General features: G+C 56.1%; 17 protein-coding genes. 10 read left to right on the forward strand and 7 right to left on the reverse strand.

All coding sequences use genetic code 11. The annotated features are described in order from the left end of the window. Positions 1-570 precede the first annotated feature (570 nt). Positions 571-1,836 (forward strand): tyrosine-type recombinase/integrase, encoded by a 1,266-nt coding sequence (locus ACK3EW_RS20885; RefSeq protein WP_493807675.1) that lies wholly within the window; start codon positions 571-573, stop codon positions 1,834-1,836. Positions 1,837-1,850: 14 nt separating this feature from the next. Here ACK3EW_RS20885 and ACK3EW_RS20890 read toward each other — a convergent pair whose 3' ends face one another. Then, the gene (locus tag ACK3EW_RS20890; protein ID WP_493807676.1) at positions 1,851-2,456 is read right to left on the reverse strand and encodes a hypothetical protein; all 606 of its coding nucleotides are present in this window, start codon (positions 2,454-2,456) and stop codon (positions 1,851-1,853) included. A 153-nt stretch (positions 2,457-2,609) separates the two neighbouring features. Here ACK3EW_RS20890 and ACK3EW_RS20895 point away from each other — a divergent pair, with 153 nt between their 5' ends. Then, the gene (locus ACK3EW_RS20895; protein WP_493807677.1) at positions 2,610-3,602 is read left to right on the forward strand and encodes a helix-turn-helix transcriptional regulator; all 993 of its coding nucleotides are present in this window, start codon (positions 2,610-2,612) and stop codon (positions 3,600-3,602) included. Between the two features lie 571 nt (positions 3,603-4,173). Here ACK3EW_RS20895 and ACK3EW_RS20900 read toward each other — a convergent pair. Together ACK3EW_RS20900 and ACK3EW_RS20905 are read right to left on the reverse strand one after the other, a co-directional pair. Then, entirely contained in the window at positions 4,174-4,560 is a 387-nt protein-coding gene (locus ACK3EW_RS20900) for a hypothetical protein (protein WP_493807678.1), read from the reverse strand. Next, a complete protein-coding gene (locus tag ACK3EW_RS20905; RefSeq protein ID WP_493807679.1) occupies positions 4,541-5,116 on the reverse strand; it encodes a DUF6036 family nucleotidyltransferase in 576 nt (191 codons plus the stop codon). Before ACK3EW_RS20905 ends, ACK3EW_RS20900 begins: the two co-directional genes overlap by 20 nt. Positions 5,117-5,461: 345 nt before the next feature. On the opposite strand from ACK3EW_RS20905, the gene ACK3EW_RS20910 reads away from it, so the two are divergent. Both ACK3EW_RS20910 and ACK3EW_RS20915 read left to right on the forward strand, forming a co-directional pair. Next, positions 5,462-5,653 carry a hypothetical protein gene (locus tag ACK3EW_RS20910; protein ID WP_493807680.1) on the forward strand — a complete coding sequence of 64 codons (192 nt, stop codon included), beginning with the start codon at positions 5,462-5,464 and terminating at the stop codon, positions 5,651-5,653. A 137-nt stretch (positions 5,654-5,790) separates the two neighbouring features. Next, positions 5,791-6,354: a transposase gene (locus tag ACK3EW_RS20915; protein ID WP_493807681.1), complete on the forward strand. Its 564-nt coding sequence runs from the start codon at positions 5,791-5,793 to the stop codon at positions 6,352-6,354. Between the two features lie 89 nt (positions 6,355-6,443). On the opposite strand, the gene ACK3EW_RS20920 is transcribed toward ACK3EW_RS20915, so the two are convergent. Together ACK3EW_RS20920 and ACK3EW_RS20925 are read right to left on the reverse strand one after the other, a co-directional pair. Then, positions 6,444-7,301, reverse strand: a complete 858-nt coding sequence (locus ACK3EW_RS20920; RefSeq protein ID WP_493807682.1) for an STING domain-containing protein — start codon at positions 7,299-7,301, stop codon at positions 6,444-6,446. After that, positions 7,298-7,693, reverse strand: a complete 396-nt coding sequence (locus tag ACK3EW_RS20925) for a hypothetical protein (RefSeq protein ID WP_493807683.1) — start codon at positions 7,691-7,693, stop codon at positions 7,298-7,300. Before ACK3EW_RS20925 ends, ACK3EW_RS20920 begins: the two co-directional genes overlap by 4 nt. Before the next feature lie 692 nt (positions 7,694-8,385). Here ACK3EW_RS20925 and ACK3EW_RS20930 point away from each other — a divergent pair. The 3 genes from ACK3EW_RS20930 (at position 8,386) to ACK3EW_RS20940 (ending at position 11,241) form a co-directional block, all read left to right on the forward strand. Then, entirely contained in the window at positions 8,386-8,730 is a 345-nt protein-coding gene (locus tag ACK3EW_RS20930) for a helix-turn-helix domain-containing protein (protein WP_493807684.1), read from the forward strand. Then, complete coding sequence (locus tag ACK3EW_RS20935) at positions 8,727-10,034, forward strand: HipA domain-containing protein (RefSeq protein ID WP_493807685.1); 1,308 nt, start codon at positions 8,727-8,729, stop codon at positions 10,032-10,034. Before ACK3EW_RS20930 ends, ACK3EW_RS20935 begins: the two co-directional genes overlap by 4 nt. A 640-nt stretch (positions 10,035-10,674) precedes the next feature. Continuing rightward, on the forward strand, positions 10,675-11,241 hold the full coding sequence (locus ACK3EW_RS20940) for a restriction endonuclease (RefSeq protein WP_493807686.1): 567 nt from the start codon (positions 10,675-10,677) through the stop codon (positions 11,239-11,241). A gap of 163 nt (positions 11,242-11,404) precedes the next feature. On the opposite strand, the gene ACK3EW_RS20945 is transcribed toward ACK3EW_RS20940, so the two are convergent. Continuing rightward, the gene (locus ACK3EW_RS20945; RefSeq protein ID WP_493807687.1) at positions 11,405-12,016 is read right to left on the reverse strand and encodes a hypothetical protein; all 612 of its coding nucleotides are present in this window, start codon (positions 12,014-12,016) and stop codon (positions 11,405-11,407) included. 441 nt (positions 12,017-12,457) lie between these two features. On the opposite strand from ACK3EW_RS20945, the gene ACK3EW_RS20950 reads away from it, so the two are divergent. The 3 genes from ACK3EW_RS20950 (at position 12,458) to ACK3EW_RS20960 (ending at position 19,133) form a co-directional block, all read left to right on the forward strand. Continuing rightward, positions 12,458-13,333, forward strand: a complete 876-nt coding sequence (locus ACK3EW_RS20950; protein WP_493807688.1) for a lysozyme inhibitor LprI family protein — start codon at positions 12,458-12,460, stop codon at positions 13,331-13,333. A gap of 310 nt (positions 13,334-13,643) precedes the next feature. After that, entirely contained in the window at positions 13,644-14,438 is a 795-nt protein-coding gene (locus ACK3EW_RS20955) for a hypothetical protein (protein ID WP_493807689.1), read from the forward strand. Between the two features lie 15 nt (positions 14,439-14,453). Beyond that, positions 14,454-19,133, forward strand: a complete 4,680-nt coding sequence (locus ACK3EW_RS20960) for a DUF3320 domain-containing protein (protein ID WP_493807690.1) — start codon at positions 14,454-14,456, stop codon at positions 19,131-19,133. 57 nt (positions 19,134-19,190) lie between these two features. Here ACK3EW_RS20960 and ACK3EW_RS20965 read toward each other — a convergent pair whose 3' ends face one another. Beyond that, the gene (locus ACK3EW_RS20965) at positions 19,191-19,427 is read right to left on the reverse strand and encodes a hypothetical protein (protein ID WP_493807691.1); all 237 of its coding nucleotides are present in this window, start codon (positions 19,425-19,427) and stop codon (positions 19,191-19,193) included. Positions 19,428-19,665: the final 238 nt, after the last annotated feature.

Raw genomic sequence — 19,665 nt, forward strand, 5'->3', positions numbered from 1 at the left:
TCTCATCCAAAGCACATCAGGAGGGGTGGCAGGGTGGCACTGACCGGCAGTGACCGGCAGTGACTTTGCAAAGTTTGCCGGTCTGCGTGCCACCCCTTGTTTTATTGACGATTGCGGAATTCACGCTGCGCTGCGGCAAAATTTACAGCGGTTGTAAATAATTTTGGCATCGGCTGCCGGTATTCAAAACGCGCTGCGCGACCGCTGTAGCGGCGGATTCAGCCACATTCGCGGGATTGGAGCCACTTTCAGCGACATTCAGGGGTGGCAAGGGTGGCACTGACCGGCAGTGAAAATCAAAACCCGTGCCGGTCATTGATTTTATTGAGAAATCCCCCGTTTCCACGGTTTCGGCCCAGTTTTGGAGGTACGGGATGTCTTCCCGGTTTGCAGGTGGCAAACGGCATTTTAGCCAAAACCCCAATAAAACATGGGGTGGCACGCAGAGCGGCACGGTATGAAAAGTCACTGCCGGTCACTGCCGGTCAGTGCCACCCTGCCGGTCTGTTGCTCATGATTAACTTGATGGCGCCGCGTTTCTACGCGTGATGTCGGGAAAGGAGGGTACCGATGGCCAACAGAGTGCATTTGACAGAGAAAGTGCTGCGGGAGGCGTTGCCGGTCGCGGGACGGGACTATCAGATCTTTGACGATGACATCCGAGGGTTTGCGGTCTGCGTCTATCGGGGAGGGGGCAGGGCATTCACCTTCGACTACCGGGTTTCGGGGCGTCAGCGCCGTATGACCTTCGCACGGTGGCCAGCATGGTCTGTGACCGCAGCACGGGATCGAGCGCGAGAACTACGGCGTGCGGTTGACCTCGGGCAGGACCCCTTGGCTGAACGGGACATGCAGCGGTCTGTTCCACGCGTGCAGGATCTGATTGATCGATACCTCAAAGAGCATGCTGTTCGGCTTGCCCCGACAAGTGCCGCAGATCATAAATCGATGCTGGAAAAATTGGTGGCGCCACATTGGGGAAAGAAGCTGGTGACGGAGATCACCAAATCCGACGTCGATCGGCTTTTGACCAAGATCGCTGAAGGGAGAGCGCGGCCGCACAAGGCCAAACCGAACAATCGGGCCCGCAAGCTGCAAGGCGTGAAGCGAACGCCGATCCGAGCGAACCGCGTTGGTGAAGTGCTGCGCAAGATGTTCAATCTGGCAATTGATTGGGGCATGCGGGAGGACAATCCTGCAAATGGCTTCTACCGTCGTGTTGAGACGCCGCGGGAGCGGTTTTTGACGAAAGAAGAAATCGACCGTGTGGCCGCCGCATTGGATGCGGACGAAGACCAACGCGCGGCGGGTATCATTCGGCTCTGCATGCTGACAGGCGCGCGTGTCGGGGAAGTTCGTCAGGCGCGGTTTGAACAGTTCAATCTGGACCTGGGGATCTGGACAAAACCTGCCGCGACCACAAAGCAGCGCAAGGTTCACAGGGTGCCAATATCTGCGGATGTGGCTGCGATTGTGCGCGAACGGCTGTTGCTTGTCCCAAAGGGCAATCCTTGGCTGTTTCCGGGGGATGTGCCGGGGCAGCCAGTGAAGGAAATCCGGCGCTTCTGGAGACGCATTCAAAAAGTGGCACAGATTGAGGACGCGCGGATTCATGACCTGCGCCATACATTTGCCTCGCTGCTTGTGAGCGGTGGCGCCTCCTTGGAAATGATCGGCAAGTTGCTGGGGCATACGCAGCTGCAAACCACGCAACGCTACGCGCATTTGCTGGACGCGCCCCTGCGGGCAGGGGTGGATGCCGTGGCCGACGCTGTTCGGCCGCGGCTCAAGGTCGTGCATGACGCAGACGCAGGACTATGCGCGAAGAGTGCGTAAGTCCGTCTCCCTGTTTATTTGCGCGCGTTTTTCAACGCACGCCAAACAGGCGAGACCCTGCGCCGAACGGAGCGCTCGTCAGGGACATCATCGGCATCGCCGTTCTCTACGAACCAATCCAGCATGGCAGATACCAAAGCCCCTTGGGAGTCAGGGACACCTTCTTCGTGAATGTAGAGGGTCAAAGCTTGCAGCATGCCTTCCCAATCATACGGAGACACGGAGCCGGTGGCACCGCTGATGCGGCCGAGCAAATTGTGCTTTTCCTCGAAACGATGCACTTGTGGGGCGGCGACGAGCAGGTCTGCTATGCACACCTTGACACCCTTTCGCGGCGTCGTGATCAAGGACCAGACCGGTATGTCCTTCTTGCGGACCCTGCGCACCCGCGCGACCTGTGGCCCGGTTCCACAGCGGCGGAACATGGAGATCATGTCAAAAGGACGGAGCACCACTTCGCCCGCGATCACGTCCTCAGTGCAGGTCACTGGCGGGATGCCAGTCAAAATGTCGAAATTCCCCGACGCTGCCCAGCCGGCAATATCAGCATTGGTGCACCCCCATCGCGCAGACAAGTCGTTGACGGAGTAGTAAGCAGGCTTGGGCAGTTTCACATTCATACAGGGCTCCTGTTCAAGATGGGGTCGTTCCGGCCGCGCCGCTGGACCCGATAGCGATGGGCAATGGGTCGCGCTGAGGGGATGTCATCTGCGACTCGCTTGCTCGTCCATTCTGTCCTACCGTGGGTGTCACAACCTTACGTGGAGGGCCCGATGTCGTTTCAAAAAGCGCAGGATCTCATGCGGATTGCCGAAATTGCGAACTCTCGGCATCGCGGTATTTGTCTGAATGACGTGGAAGAAGAGTTCGGGGTGAACCACAGAACAGCCCAGCGCATGATGCGCGCGTTCGAGCTGGCCTTTCCGTCCTACACCTGCACGACAGACGCAGACCGGCGAAGGCGGTGGAAGATCCCCGACACGTCGATCCTTTCGATGCGCGGTTTACAGGACACGGAACTTGTGGCGCTTGATATGGCGATTGTGCGCGCGCGGCGCGATGGGGCCGAACAGGACGCCCGGGTCCTCACATCCATTCGGGACAGGTTGCTGGCGACAATTCCCAGCCTTGACGCGCGCCGGGCGCAAACCGACGCCGCAGCCCTCCTGGAAGCACAAGGGTTTGCTTGCCGTCCCGGGCCGCAGGTGAAGATTGACCCGAGAATACTTGGCGTCATCACAATCGCGCTCAAAACCCCGTTTTCGTTGGAGATGCTCTATCAAGGTGCCGCAGACGCTGAACCCAAGTTGCGGCATGTGGAGCCCTACGGCATGTTGCTCGGAACACGGCAATATCTGATCGCAGTTGATGTCAAGAAGCGGGGAGAGTTCCGACGTTTCCGGACAGACAGGATCAAAGAGGCAAACATCACCGGGCAATCGTTCCGTCGAGACCCGGAGTTTGATCTGGCCGCCTATGCGAAAAAATCGTTTGGGTCCTATCACAGTGACGCGGAGTATCGGTTGGTCAGGTGGCGCTTCACCCCTGACGCGGCTAAAGAAGCACGCGAGTTTGAATTCCACCCAACACAGAAAATGACCGAAGACCCCGATGGCAGCCTGCTCGTCGAGTTTACAGCATCCGGCTGGCTTGAGATGGCGTGGCATCTTTACAAATGGGGTGACCGGGTCGACGTCCTGGCCCCGGCAGCGTTGCGCGACATGGTCGCCGACCACAGAAGAGGGGATTGGCCGTCGCCGCCGTGAGGGGTCCATCGGCGAAGGCACGATTCGCCGCAAAGGTTGGGACAGTTGCAGCCAGCGGTGATGGGCGGTCAGGTTTGGCTACTCCCTGGTCGTTGCGAAGGCGGTGCTCGTAGCGAAGAATAGAGCTCTACGGCTGCAGGTGCGGCATTCGACATTGTGGGCGGGAACTGGACATTCGCTGCGATTTGGAACAGTGGCAGCTATGCGCAGATAGCGCGCTTTGCAAAGTTTGGGGTGACCGACTGCGTTGGGGGCGTGACCGGCCCAATGCGGACTTTGGCGAGAGACGCTAGCGCTGTGGTGCAGCACGCAAATCTTGACCTTGCAGGCTTCGGCGCGACCAACCGGATGACCGATCCCAGCTCAATTTGGGCATTCAAACGCGGTACAGAATCAGGCGCAGCTTTTACCTCAAATTTCCCAGAAAGGTCACAAGGTATGGAGTACCTCGGGCGGTCCAAACAGGTTGAAGGAAGGGCTGATACCTTCGGCGGCGGCGTTCCTGTTCACATGCCGGGGGGGAGTTGCCTGAACTGCCTTCGGCACGAGAGATTAAAGAGCATCTAAAATGTTACGTGGAAGCATACTGCCGCGACTGCGCCCGTTGTTTTTTCATCACATGAAGGGGCAACTCACGGCGCAGTTTTGATGCATCCATGTGCCAAGCCGCACCCCAAGAAGCTTGCACGGGATCGACTACCCCACGAAACGATTCGTTCGGCGATGAGGTGACTGCCGCAACGTCACGACAACGTTTAGCAAGCGCCTGTAGACGCTTATCTCTGTCACATACTGCCCCCTTCGCAAGAGAGGCCAGGTACCCGAATTGGCGAGCTTCTTCAGGGGTTTGGCACATATCTAGGTTGCGCCACCCAAGCACAACTTCGGCCAAGGCATCCATTGCCTTGTTCTCGCGGGACCGCGCAAGGCCGAAGCCTTTATGATTGCTCATATCCACGTTCAATCACCTTGATCATTTCGAGCGCATCACGGAGGTTATACCCTATGTATGTTGTGTCTCCAACGTAATAATCAACAGCCTCAGTAGCGCGTCGTTCGAACTCTTCAGATTTGATCAACCGGAATCGGGCCAAACCTTCGATGTCTTCTCTGTCGCGGTCCTGAAAGCGTCCAATCTTCGACACGGCCAAGTCCAGAGGGGAAATCACATGTAGAACGATGTCTCCTATCTGACAGATTTCAAGAGAGTCTTCTTTCCAATCTGGATGGAATGATCCCAGATAATCGCCGAACTCGCCGTCCATGGTGATGAGCATTACGTCTTGCGGGTCATCGGGATTTGCAGCCTCAAAAACTCTCATGTCAGGCGGAATCGCGACCCGGCGTGACCAAGCGATATCGACGTCATCTGACATGCGAATACCGGTATAGTGATTAACTGCGACGCCACCAGCTATGTAGGCATGGACTGGCATTTTCAATTCACCTAATCGCTCCGCAAGTTTTTCTAGGTGAGCCTCAAGCTCCGGGTAAAGTTTGCGCTCTTTGGTCATCGGAATTCCTCTGTTCTTAAGGTGTTATATTACGCCGATCTCTACTCATTCAATGCTCTGCGTGGTCCAGCCGCCCGCCGTGATCTTCTTCAACACCATCGAAACCGATCAGCAGGTGCAGGCAGCAACTTAAATTACCCGGAAAGCTGTCCAAGAGTTGGGGAGTAGCTTAGTGTCATGCATATCCATGTATCCGACATTCCCCAAGTGGCGTGCTTTCCGACGTAAAGATCGCCTGAAGCAACCGCTGGACAAGCATTTTTGCCCTGAGCGGCCTCTGCGGTCGGGCGTGCCGCTGGACAGACGGCGAAGCTACCTTGTTATGTCCCGGCGGCGGATAACGTGGTGCCTTACTGGACGCTAAGCCGCATTGGTACGAAGCGCGATCCGATGAACTCCGGGCTTGGGTCGGACGGAATACGAACCTCGGCTCCGGACCTTGCAAAGCTCACTATCTGCGCATTGCTGACCTTGGTGCCGGTGCAGCATGATGGGGCGTTGAACCTGAGCCTTGAATGGCCGCTTTTATGTGTTTGACAGTATGCCTTTGCAGGTGCAACGAATTCACACTTTCCGCCCTCCCTGTCGGTGCCACACTTCATGCTGCATCATGCACGAACGTCCTAGAAGGGCTGAGACCTGCCGTTAGACGCGTTTGGCACGAAGGTCCGCAGTTGCCGGAAGCGGCCATCACCTTCGATCGGTTCCATGTCATCCAGCTGGCCAATGCTGCGCTCGAAGAAGTGCGGCGCGCCGAGGTCCGCGAAAACCCTGCGCTCAAAAACAGCCGATGGATGTGGCTGAAGGACAAACACAGCTGGACCAAGCGGCAGATCCATCAACACCATGAGCTGTCACGCATGCATCTCAAAACCGGTCGCGCGTTCCGGCTCAAGGAAACCCTGCGGGATATCTTCATGACCGCGACCACACGCGAGGAGGCTGAGGCGCAGCTCTCCGCCTGGTTCCGATGGGCGCGGCGCAGCAAGCTGTCTCCCTTCAAGAAGCTGGCAATGACCCTCAAAGCCCACTGGGATGGCATTCTGAACGGCTTCGACAGCGCGCTGAGCAACGGCTCGGTTGAGGCCATAAACGGACTGGTCCAGGCGGCTAAGGCCCGCGCCAGAGGCTATCGCAAACCCCGGAACCTCATCCTCATCGCCTACCTGATCGCAGGTAATCTCAGCCACCTGCCAGCCTCACCCTACACCACAACATCTGGTGGGTGCCGCGCATGACCGGAAACCAGTCCACCCACACAAATCGCGAAATAGCCTTCTTTCTTCACACAAAAATATGACAAAAATCGTAAATATACCGTTACTTATCAATCACCAGGGCGGTTTGCGATTTCTTCCATGATTTCCCCAATCTCTTGTTCGAAGCCGCGCAAAGAGCGTCCTTCAACAATCCGAACATTTCCCCAGTCATGCTCCCTGACATACGTCCGAAGCTCTTCTTCGAAAGCGTCTCGAAGGAAGTAAAATCTCTCTTTGATGCGCTTCCGACTCGATGTCGTTCCTACTGGTGAGTGCTCCTCAAGCTCGATGATTTTCTTAAGGTTCGTCAGAGTGGTCGGCATGTCTATGAAAATCGGTATGGGAGATTTGTCGTTCTTCTGGATGGTGAAGACGTTGCGCCCAAAATCTGCGTCAGTTGTTTCTTGCACGAATCTGAACCCATGTTTTTCCGCAAAAGACTGAAAGCTATTCCAGTAGATCGATTTGTTTTCAACAAGAGCAAACCCTGGGAGGATGATGATCACACTGTTCTTCGTGCTGCCAGTTTGTGAATAAACCTTCTGAATGACCCGATGAAGGAAGTTTTCGTAGTATCCAGCAGCCAGAATCTGAATCGCTATTCTTCGAATAGAGGGAATCTTGTAGATGTAGATCAGAGACAACGTGATTGCCGCAGACATTAAGCCAAACAGTACGCCAGAAACCACGCCGTTGCTTACTAGACCACCTATCTCTTGCACTACAAGCGATAGGCCTGATCCTGAAACCATACTCCGCAAAAATTCAGCTATCGATGAGGTATTTGTTTGATCGACAACCAGCCCAGACACAGCCATAAGGACTAGCGCCAACACGCTAAGAGTCAGAACCAACCACCAAAAAATGGTATAGAATCTTACATCGATTTTACGGCGCGGCTTCTTGGTTCTGTTTTCTTCTGTCATTTCATCGACACCACTGTTTCAAATTTCCCTGCCTTTAGATCAAGGAAAGTGTTATCAACCGTTAACCCTGCTTGCGCAGCATAGGCTTTCACCGCTGACACTATCTGATCGTGCCTCCTGACCAGCTCGGCACGGTCGTTCTCATCGCTATACGACGGGTAAATATCCTGAAACACTAGCTTCATGGCAGGTACGAGGGGAAAGCCCTGCTGCTTAAGCAGGTGCAGCGCTTCGACCGCGCGGCCATCATCGTCAGGATTCAAAATGAAATCTGAAAAGATCATGGATGTTTTGTTGGTCTTAGAGGATGTTATGCGCACGAAGAACCGCGCGGAACCTCCGGCCATGATCTGAAATGAAAAATCATCGACGCGGGTGGTAAGATCACTCACGGTTGGCTCCTCGCACTCAACCAGGCCTGGAGAGTAGACGTCAAAGCTGCGTCTAGTCAAGCGACGCCTTTGCTTCGATCTAGGCATCGAGCCGCGAATTTCTGCAATGGCGGGCCGTGCTGCAGAATTTAAAATAGCTGTGAATGTCCGGTAAGAGCCGATCAAGTCGCTTTTGAGCGAGGCGAAGGGATGGTCGATTGCAATGAAAGGGCAGGGCTACATCAACGCCACATCAACAGTCGAACGAGGTTTTTTGGAGGTGGGTGCCTGCCAACTTGCTCGAATGTTGCCGGATGTGGGTGTGAGAATTCCCACAGTTCAAAGGTTTACGCCTTAAGTGTCTGATTTCAAATTATTTTCGGTTTAGCGGCCATTTGGGCTCATAACCTGAAGGTCGTAGGTTCAAATCCTACCCCCGCAACCAAATTGCATAAATAAATCAAACCCTTGTCCGATGGTAATCTGATACCACAGGCACTTTGGCGGTTTACGTCAACGCCACGTCAACACCGCAACAGAAAAACAACATTCATCCACAATCGCGTGCATTCGCATATGTCCCACGCGTACTCGCCGACATTCAACCCTCCCAAAATCAACGTTCGGTCGCTCCGATGTGCTTACCTTATTCGATAAGGGAAGCCTTACGTGCTGACCAGACGTAGCGATTTTACCGTAAAAGATAAAATTCCTTGAGCACAGCTCGTGATGCTGCTATCTTTACTGATAAGGGTAAGGTGGCGCGAATGGTCGATGATGCCGAGAAGAAGCTGCTTGCGGATGTTGGTCGCCGTATCCGCGAGACCCGGGCGGTGCAGGGCTTGAGCCTCGAGCAGTTGGCTCGCCTCACTGGGATCAGTGCACCTGCGCTGTCCTTGATCGAAACCGGCAAACGCGATCCACGGCTGACGACACTCAGGCGGATCGCTGATGCGATGCGAGTGTCCCTCGCAACGATCATCGCGGATGGTTCTCACGCGGCCAAGGCCAGCGATCGGGCGCCATCAGGGGGCTATGATCTCGGAGAGTATCAGTGACCGCCTCCGTCCCTATCTGGTTTGATGACCTGGCTGTAGGGCATGTCGACGTTGCGGCTGATGGATCTCTCTCTTTGCGATATGCAGATCGCTGGCTGCAGACGGCCGGAGCGTTCCCCTTGTCTGTTACCATGCCTTTCCGTGCCGACCCCTATCCGTCTGATGTCATCTCCCCTTGGCTGGCGAACCTCTTGCCGGAGGAAGAACAACTCCAGGTCCTGACGCGGTCTCTCGGCCTCGATCGAACCGACGTGCTGGCTGTGCTCGCCGAAATCGGGGGGGATACGGCTGGAGCTCTGTCCTTTGGCGCAGCAACAGATCGGGCGCTGTGGACCTATGCGACGCTCACCACCTTTTACGACACGGACGATCCGCGCCTGGCACTCGAGCGCCACTTTGAGGATCTCGGTCAACGACCTTTTCTGGTGGGTGAGGAGGGCGTGCGCCAGTCTTTGGCCGGTGGTCAGAAGAAGTCGGCGCTCGCTGTCCTCGGCCCGGACGGTGCGCCTGTGTTGCGCCTCCCGCAGGAGGGCGACATGCTTGCCATCCCCCTGAACGGGGCGCCGTCGACCTTGATCGTGAAGCCTGACAATCCCAACCTTCCCGGCATCACCGAAAACGAAGTCTGGTGTCTGCGCATGGCGCAGGCGATCGGTATCGAGGCTGCGCAGTCTACGATCCTCCAGTCGTCTAAGCGAACTGCAATCGCTGTTCTGCGTTATGATCGCAGGCTAGGGCGGAACGGTAAGCTCGTGCGCCTGCATCAAGAGGATTTTGCCCAGGCCAATGGCTTACCTCCCGGGCGCAAGTATGAGCGCGGCACGCTTCCTGGGCTCGATCTGAAAACCCTGCTGGCAACCGGTCGCCATGTCAGCGCGACAGATGCGCTGGCGCTACTCGATCAGGTGATCTTAAACATCCTCGTCGCCAACACCGACGCGCATGCGAAGAACTATTCCTTGATCCTGCCGGTGGGGGCCGCGCCGCGCCTTGCGCCCATTTATGACGTCTCGACCGTGCTGTCCTGGCCCCATGTCGTGAAGACCTATGCCCAGTTTATCGATGGCAAGATGCGACGCCCGGACACAGTCTCTGGCCGTCACTGGGAGGCCATTGCACGTGAAATTGGATATCGTCCCACCGATGTCAAAAACCGCGTGCAGCAGATCGTTGACGCGATGGTGGCCAACAGAGCGAAGGTCACGGCGGCAGGGACCGCGCTGCCTGGCGCCACAGAGGGATATGTCGTGCAGACCGCCGAAGCCGTCGAGGAAAACGCGCTGCGCATGGCGGGGAGGCTGTAGTGGGTTGGTGACCGATAGCGGCCCAAAGCGGTCGGTCGACGAACAAAAACTCGTACAAGTCGCATGCCGCCAAGTAACTTTTCGGTCAAGGAAAAAGGCTCTTGCGCCGACGCTCCTCTGTCGCACCAGTCGCGGCTCTTGGACCTGACCGTGGTAGAAGGCCACTCTTGACGCAACTATCGCAACCGTTCCATAATTTGATTTGGATGCTTTCGGCGGGAACGCCGGAAGGACGTTGCTTAAAGTCTGTCACTGTAATTGTTACTTTTGCGGCCGCTATCCTTTTCACTTTCGGGACATTCGGCATTGGGCCGTTTGCACTAATAGGAGGGATTGCCATGGAAACAGAAGTACGCGCACTTGTCGGAAGTTTTGCAATTGGCTTTGCAGCCAGTCATATTTCTACCATGACGTCCTCGCCGTAAGCACCCATTAATACTCGGTAGGGAACCTTAACTGAGGAGGGCAAAGCAAAATCGGCCCGAAGCAGACTTTGCGCATCCATTAAGACGCCGCAGTCTAACACTTTGAAGCGGACCTTCGCCCTTTCTGTGACATCAGAAACTTGATCCGCATTGTTGCCCCAACGCCTGAAAAGAGAAATAGTACTGATTAAACGAGGTAAGATGGCGGTCACAAATTGAAGAGTGCAGCAAATCCCCGATGGAACCCGCAAGAACCGGTCGAAGTGACCCCGGAGGCTTATGAAAAGCAAGTAGTTTCCTGGCTTTCATCTGCGGGAGCCCGTCTTCCCAAATTTTCTGTTGGACACTTAAAAAAAGTGCAGGGTAATGGAGGCGAATACAGCATCGACGGTTGGGTTGAGTTCGAAATTTTTGATGGTGCTAAAATGTCGGTGCTCGTAGAGTGCAAGCGGCATGGGCGGCCCGTAGAAAGAGATGTCGTACTAGGCGTTCATGCCAAGGCTTCGGCAGTGGGCGCGCAGAAATCAATGATCTTTTCCACCTCTGGATTTCAAAGCGGGGCGGTTGAATTTGCATCCAGTGTCGGTATGGCACTTGTCGTCTTTGTGAGTGGCAAGATGACGTATGAAACTCGAAGCAGAGAGCCGCTATCTGAACTAAACTACCCTTATGATTTACTGAGGTTTGCGGGGCAAATCATCCAGATTTCTGAAGGAAAAACAACGATCTCCTATGTGGACAAAGACCGTATTGCCCCCCTTTCCGACTGGTTCTTATCTTGAACCTTTTGATTCTGAATCAACCAAGATCGGCCCATTGCGGCCATACGAATGCCATCCCATATTTTACTCTCGCAACACGACTAACTGACGAAACCTCTATAATTCACTACTCAATACCAATCTAACTTAAAGTGCGCTTCCCATAACCGTGGCTGCTAGTTTGCTAGGTTGAAATTTCCGCCAACACTTGCCTAACCATCTTTCGCATCAGCATCTCTCGTTGTTCTTTATGCTCAATCCAAACAAGATACCTTACGCGTTGAAGTCTGAATTGCTCAAACATAAGCACGACAATTGATAGGTAATGCCTAAGGAGTAACGGCTCCTGTTCCTCGAAGTCGTTTACTTCTCTAGCTATTTTTTTAAGGTCTTTTGGTATCGAGCTTGCAATCTGCTGAATATCTTGATCACTCAATTCAAATTCTAGGTCATGGGCGACTTTGTTGCGCTTCTTTGAAATGGCCTTGATTGCTAAAATTATGTGTTTAGGAACCAAGCCCAACGCAGATATTAAATCTAGGCGTGAGCTAAAGCTCATTCTGTCCAATTCAATTTCAGTTGGGTGTTTCAGTTCCCTCTCTAGCAGCTTGAGGGCAATAAACTCCATGTAAACACTCGCTTGGACCAGTTTGTGCCAATCTTCACCTTGCCCCATGCGTTTAATGAAACTGGCTTTGTTAAAGCATGGAATGGCTTCTTCGTCTTGTTTTAAAGCTAAATTTTCATGGTTTTTTTCTAGTTCTATTTTCCAGTTTTTTTCGTCATGCTTTATCATTGGATTGCTCGTTCTAACAAATTTACTAATGGCTCAATATCCGTCAGACGGCATATGGCTCGACGGCAAGATTGCCTGTGCCGCCTGGCTGTGCATGAGTTTCTCATTTTGCGTTATGTCCGTCGTCACCATGTTGTAAACACAGCCGCAGCGAATGACCAGCTTACGCCTTTCACGAAGGTGACGGCAGAATCGACGTTTTCGGCCCGTAGCGGTCACTCGTCATCACCTCACCACGCTGCGTTGCAGCCCGCCGAACCAGTCGTTCGCCGCATGCACTAAATCGAACCGATGGTTCACCAACGGACTGCTGGGCAAAGGGTGAATTCGCTGCACTATGCATGAAGCGCCGTTACGTTTAACAACAACCTCATGCGACGTTCCTCATACCAACAGATCATCGATTGGAAACAGCGCCGTGGTGAGCATCCCCGGCTCGGGATGGAACTCGTTGCGCAGATCGACGCGCTCCATGCAGACGTCAATCCCATCACAGCATTCGCCTCCCCGTTTATCGAGTTCGTACCGATCAGGCTCGTCACGACGCTGGAAGTCTTCGTGCGAGGCGTGATAGCTGAGCTAGTCAATGACGCGCAGCAGTACTTCGAGCGTGGGGAGCGCTTGGCAAAGGGCTCCAAGATCGATCTTACCTTTGCCGCTCACGTTGATCGGCGCGAGTTAACGATTGGGGATTTCGTCGCGCACGCAGTCTCACTCAACAGCATTGAGGCTGCCGTCAGTTCTTTGGACACGCTGCTAGATGACTTCGCGATGAAGATGAGAATGGCACACCCCAGATGGTTAGAGGAACGAGCCGATTGGCCACTGCCTCCTATCGTCGAGGACTACGATGTGATGATGGCGTCGCTTTCACGCCTTTTCGAGGTTCGTCATGTGCTGGCGCATGAACTTCCGTCGTCGCCCGTTTTCGATCCAGCCGAGGCGTCTCAACTGATGGCGGCAGCAAGGGCCTTTATCGAAGCGACCGATTGGGTCGTGGTTGAAGCACTACATGATGCAATCCCGCGAACACAGCTCTCTATGAACATCAGCGCCGGCGATCGCTTGCGTGGGGATGAAGCCAGGTTGACGGAGGTGCTAAACGAAGTCGCCTCCCTTGAGGGTATCGACAGGGACGCCCTCCGCGCGCTTCAAACGGCTTGGGAAAAATGGTCGGATGAACAGGCCAATCTCGTCGCTGCGCAGGTCGAGGGCGGTTCTATGTATCCGATGGTTTGGGCATCGAAAAAGGACGCGCTAACACGCGAGCGCATAGATCAACTGTTTCGGCTTAAGACCGACTGGATGGTTGTATAGGATTTCGACAAATGTGTGCTGACCAAGTGTTCAGAAACCAGTTCCTGCAGGGGGAAGGCCGCCGGTTTGCACCTCTTTCTGATCTGTCAGACAAGCGCAATTACAGTAGGCATGTCTTCATTGAACGTGATGGTAGCGTCTCCGAAGTTGTACGGCTATCCTCGGCGATAAGGATGGCCTCAACCTTCTTCAAAGTGATATTGCGCTAGCGACCCGGAACCTGGCAGAGGCAGAGCGGACGCTCGAGGCACGGCTGCGAGAGGCGTGGTGCTATCTGATTACTGCAGTCCAGGACACACCGCAGGAAGAAGTGACTTGGGAAGCGACCAAGGTCGTCTCGCAGGACGGAATCCTGGCCCAATTGGGGAAGAAGCTCGTCTCAACCGAGGGGGTTTTTGTGGAGATTGGGGCAAGGCGGCTGCATTCTGCGCTGTCCCGGTTTATCTGGGGAGACAAGCCGCACCTCTCCTTGTCCGACGTCTGGGAGTACTGCAACCGATTCGCTTATCTGCCTCGCCTGCGTGACAGGGAGGTGCTGCGCGGTGCGGTCGTCAAGGCTGTCTCCGAGATGATCCCGGGGCCCTTCGCCTTTGCCGAGGAGGTGGGGGACGATGGTCGTTATGGTGGACTCCTGCTCGAAAAGGGTCGGCCCGAGATGGTCCTGATCGACACGCGGTCCGTGATCGTCAAGGCGGAGGTTGCCGCGAAACAGCGCGAGGAAGACGACACTGCACGTGCTCGTCCCCAGCCGGCGCTGCCAGAGGGAGGCCAGTCGGATCCGGCGATCACCGGTCCAATCACGGATCCACACGACCCGGGTGCAAGCACAGTTCCCAGCGGGACAGTCGCACCGCCCGCGCCCCGTCCGGATCCGCTGCCGCGCACTTTCTACGGTTTGGTGGAGCTCTCCGCCGACCGGCCGGCCAGGGACATGACAAAGATACTCGAGGGCATCATCGAGCAGATTACCAGTGTTCCTGGCGGGACCGTCACCCTTCGGTTGGAGATCGACGGGGAGGCACCAGAAGGGTTTGACCGGAACAAGCAGCGGACCCTTCTCGAGAATGCTCAAGTGCTTGGGTTCAAGGAGAAAAGACTTAACTGAGCGTCGACAAGCACCATGCAATCAGAACAAACACCGCGCCCCGCAGATTTGACCGCACTCCTTGGAGATGCGCGCCGTCGCCTGGTGGAAACGGGAACGCGGAACCGACTTATCCATGTGAACCGTTCATCCAAGCGGTCCAATGCGCTGGACATTGATGGCGAGCGCACGGCCGACATCTTCGATCTGCTCCGGGTTCAGGGAAAGCGGATGCGTTTCCTGGCGCGAGATGAAGAAGAAGCCGACGATGAGGGTGACAGCGAAGGCCTCCTATTATCGGTTGAGGACTTGGGCGACGTCGATCGTACCGCGCGATATCAGGATCAATTCCTTGAAACGCGGCTCGGTCAAGAAGCACTGCAGCGACGTCTGCTGCGCTTGTTCACGGACGCTCGCACTTCCGAGGAAGAGCAGGGTTTCAACATCCTTTACTTGGCGATGGGTTTTCTGCGCTGGTACGAAAGCGATAGCTCCCAGACCCTTCGCGAGTCCCCGCTTATCCTGCTGCCCGTCGAGCTTGTCAGAGATGACCGGCGAGCGACGTTCGATCTGCGCGCGCGGGATACTGAAATCGTAACGAACCTGCCGCTTCAAGAGCGGCTGCGAGCGGATTTCGGGTTCGAGCTGCCAGAGATTGCCGAAGACGACACATTCTCGCCGGAAGCGTATTTCGATGAACTAGACGAGCGTATCGAAAACCGGACCCGCTGGTCGATTGATCGCGATGGCATGCAGCTCGGCTTCTTTTCATTCTCGAAACTCTTGATGATGCGAGACTTGGAGCCTGTGCAATGGCCAGAAGGCGCGTTTGAGGGTCATCCGGTTCTCGGTAGACTTCTCGGAGGTGGGTTCGAACGATCAGAGCCGCTTTTCGGCCCGCAGGAACCGCTTGATCCTCGGCTTGCCCCTTCGGATCTGTTGCATGTGGTCCCAGCGGACGCGTCGCAAACCCGCGTGATCGAGGAGGTTCGTGCGGGGCGCAATCTCGTTGTCCAAGGGCCGCCGGGAACAGGCAAATCGCAGACGATTGCGAACATCATCGCGCGCGCCGCCCATGACGGAAAGACCGTGCTTTTCGTGGCCGAGAAAATGGCAGCGCTCTCAGTCGTGCATGATCGACTACAGAAAGTGGGACTGGGTGACCTTTGCCTAGAAATCCATTCGCGCGCTGCCAACAAGAAGGCCTTTCTCGAGGAACTCGCACGTACGTTGAATGCTGGTCGGGCGGCGCCAGAGATGCCCGAACCGCCCGATGCGCTGCGCGAGGCGCGAGACAGACTGAACAGCGTGAGCGCCCTGCTGCATGAACCCATTCCCGGGTATGCTTTCACGCCGTATCGGGCGATGGCGGAAATTGCCCGTTTCGTGGGCAAGGATCTGCCGCCCCCTAGGCTGGTGCGTGACGGGTTGGCCGCTCTTGACGACGCAACCCGGCGAAATCTTGCGGATCGCGTGGCAGCCTATGCAGATCTGCTCAAAACCTCCGGCCCCCGGCCAAGCCATCCATTCGCCGGTGTTGGCTCAACGAGCTTGCAGCCAACCGATCTGCAGCGGCTTGAACCCGAACTGCGCCAAGTCTCGGAAGCCATCAAGCGGCTACAAACGACTGCCTCGCAGCTGGCCGCATTGGTGCAAAGAGCCGAGCCCTCGTCGCTGCCTGACAGCTTTCGGCTGCGTGACCTTCTGCGCGCAGCAGCTGGTAGGCCGGTGGAAGCTCAAGAGGCGACTGCCGTTCTATTGTCGCGAGCGAACGACCCCCGCCTTCAGGAAGCCCTTGGGGCAGGGCGTGCTTGGGCAGAGGCGCGAGGGGCGGCTGGCTCGCGTTTCGCCGAGGCGGCTTTTGAGATATCTGCTGACGCGCTGCGATCCCGATTGGCACCGGGCGTTGGTTCGTTCTGGGCGCGGCTCTTCGGTCCCTATCGTGGGGCCAGCAAGGAACTTGCGACTGTTTTGAGCGGCCCTTTGCCCAGCGCGCCTGCGGATCGCCTTCAGCTTGTCGATGAACTGGTCGGTGTTCAGCGTCGACGGAAAGAGCTTGCGGATGAGGAAGGCTGGCTCAAGGAGGTCCTGGGGTCTGCTTGGCGCGGCGAACGTACGCCTTTTGCTGCACTTCTTGCCCATGCTGAATGGCTCGGACGGATCACAGCGATCGTTCCGTCCGCTAACCCTGAGAGTGTCAATCAGATCAGTGCGGCGTCGGCAGGTGAGGCCGAACTGACGGCCGCCTTGGATGGCCTAGCAGCCGTTTTGGATCCGCTGGCGGCACGGCTTGCGATCACTTGGCCTGAAGGTGACGGTATCACCCTCGACAGACTGGCCCAGCGCATAGAGGCCATGCGGGCCGCTCTTGATCGTTTCGGCGAGTGGGCGCGCCTCACGTATCTTGCCGCCGAACTGCAAGATAACGGCCTCGGGTCTCTGATCACGATGTTGGACGCGGGTGAGCTTTCACCCAGCATGGCCGTGGATGAGTTTCTCTATGCGACCGCGGAGGCGCGCTGGGAAGCAGCCCGCACCGCACTGCCTGGCCTGAACGAGCTAGCTTATCTTGATCGGCACGCGCTCGTTGAGGCCTTTCGCGGGCTCGAAGCTGCGCGTCTTGCCGAGACCAGGCGACTTGTTCGCGCGAAACATCTGGCGCAGCTGCCGACAGGCGCGGCCGGTCAGATGGGTTTCTTGCGCGGCGAGATGGCCAAGAAACGCCGCCATCGGCCGATCCGCCAAATGATGAAAGCAGCTGGACAGATGGTGCAGCGGATCAAGCCTGTCCTGCTGATGAGCCCCATCTCCATCGCGCAGTATCTGCCGCCGGGAGCGGCGGAATTCGACTTGCTGGTTATCGACGAGGCCAGCCAAGTGCGGCCCGAAGAAGCGCTGGGCGCGATTGCGCGTTGTCGCCAGATCGTTGTGGTCGGAGATCAGAAGCAGCTTCCGCCGACCAGTTTTTTTGATCGGATCGCTGGATCTGATGATGTGGAGCTGGACGAGGAAACCGAGGAAGAAGTCCGCACAGCGACTGCGACGGAGATGGAGAGCGTCTTGACGCTCTGCGAAGCCCGCGGCCTGAACCCGGCCATGCTCGAATGGCATTACCGCTCGCGGGATCCATCGCTCATCATGGTCAACAACGCCGAATTCTATGACCACCGTTTGATCCTTCCGCCGTCACCGGTTCAAAACGACCCTGATTATGGGCTCGCATTTCAGCGCGTGCCGGGTGTGTACACGAGCCGGTCTCGAGGAACTGGGAGGCCTGGCACCAACCGGATAGAGGCCGAGGCCATTGCCAAGGCGGTTGCCGAGCATGCGCGCACCCGTCCCGACCTTTCCCTCGGGGTGGTCGCCTTCTCGAAGGCGCAATCCGATATGCTGACCGAGGTGCTCGAAGTCGCGCGGCGCCAAGACGAAATCCTCAATGACTTCTTGCGCGAGGGGCGGTCGGAGGATGTCTTCGTCAAGAACATCGAAAACGTGCAGGGCGACGAACGCGATGTGATCCTGATTTCGGTCGGGTATGGGCCGGCAGAACCAAATGGGCGACTGACGTCCATGTCGTTCGGTCCTGTGAACGGCGAGGGCGGTGAACGGCGCCTGAACGTTCTCTTCTCGCGCGCCAGGACCCGTTGCCTCGTCTTTTGCTCGTTTGACCCCAATGACATCGACACCAGTCGAACCAGTCGTGATGGTCCGCGGGTTCTCAAGCGGTTCCTCGAGTTTGCGCGCAGCGGGCAGATGGCCCAGCCGCAGGCTACAGGCGAACTGCCTGACAGCCCGCTCGAGTCCGATGTGGCTGACGTGATCAAGCGTCTTGGCCATCCTTGTGATCACCAGGTTGGGGCCGCTGGCTTCCGGATCGATCTGGGCGTGCGGCATCCTAAGCAACCGGGGCGTTATATCCTCGCCGTTGAATGTGATGGCGCAACCTATCACTCTGCACTCTGGGCGCGCGAACGGGATCGCCTTCGCCAGGATGTCTTGGAAGGGCTTGGCTGGCGTTTCCACCGGATCTGGAGCACCGATTGGTTCCATCGCCGTGCTGCCGAAATCGATCGTCTTAGGGTGGCTCTTGAGGCTGCCGCTCTTGCGGAGGGGCCAACGTTTTCGGGTGCAAATACGGGTGGGCGGCGCGCAACTGGTGCGGAACCGGTGCCGGAGGCATTGGCAGAGTCAGTCTTGCCGCCACCGCCCCGACTCAGTGCGCCAGCCTATGTGACATCGAATTTCACGGTGAACATGAGCGTCGAGCCCCACGAGGCACCCATAAATGTACTCGTCGATCTGGTGACCAAAATAGTAACAGTGGAAGGGCCAATTCATCGCGATCTCATTGCTCGTCGAGTCTCAACAGCTTTCGGGAAGGCGAGGACCGGGGGACGCATTCAAATCGCTTCCGATCAGGCTGTCGATCGTGCTGCCAAATCTGGTAGTATTTTGATTGATGGCGATTTTATCATGACTGCCGATCAGCTCGATAAATGCCCGGTACGAGACCGTTCAGGCGAAAGTGCGCCGACTAAGGCTGATCAAATCCCACCGCTTGAAATTCGAGCTGCAGCAAGTCTCGTGATTGCAGAAAGCGGGGAAATGCCGAGAGAAGACCTTATCGTCGCTATCTCGCGGATCTTGGGGTTTGTTAAAACGGGTAAAGACCTCAAAGAAAAAATTGACCAGTCGCTGCCTCGGGAGTTTTTGTGACAGTCGACAACGGCAGGCTTCGGGTTAAGGCGACGGCTAAGATCGTTCTGTTTGTCATCACTCCGTATCTGGCAAGGGGGAGTCGGGCGCTGTCAAGAACATCTGCTTCACGCTGTCCCAGGCTTCGGCGCGCGTCAGTTGTGGCTGGTCGCATTGTGCTGCTTTTATAGCTTCATCAGCTTTACTTTCTATACGGTTCACAAGCTGTATTTCCTCAATGCTCCCCGGCTCCAAGTCCGTGTGTTTGAGGCGCAGATTCGCCCGGACTGCTTTCCTGATTTCCAAAATGTTCACGAGTTTTCTCCATGTATTGCCTAGTTATAGCAGCACGGGAGGGTTTGGAAACTGGATTGAGGTGTCGCGCTTATCTCCATCCGCATTGGTTCATATCGCACACCCCTTTGCGCGTGCGCGATAAACATTTTCTTTGATCGACTCAAAATAGTGTCATTGAGTTGACCGTTCGCCGGCTTGATGAACTGATGGTTGACAAATCCACTGGGATTCAAGCCAATCATGCGAGGGCTATCGT

This window comes from Marivita sp. NO-S04 (genome assembly GCF_059070475.1).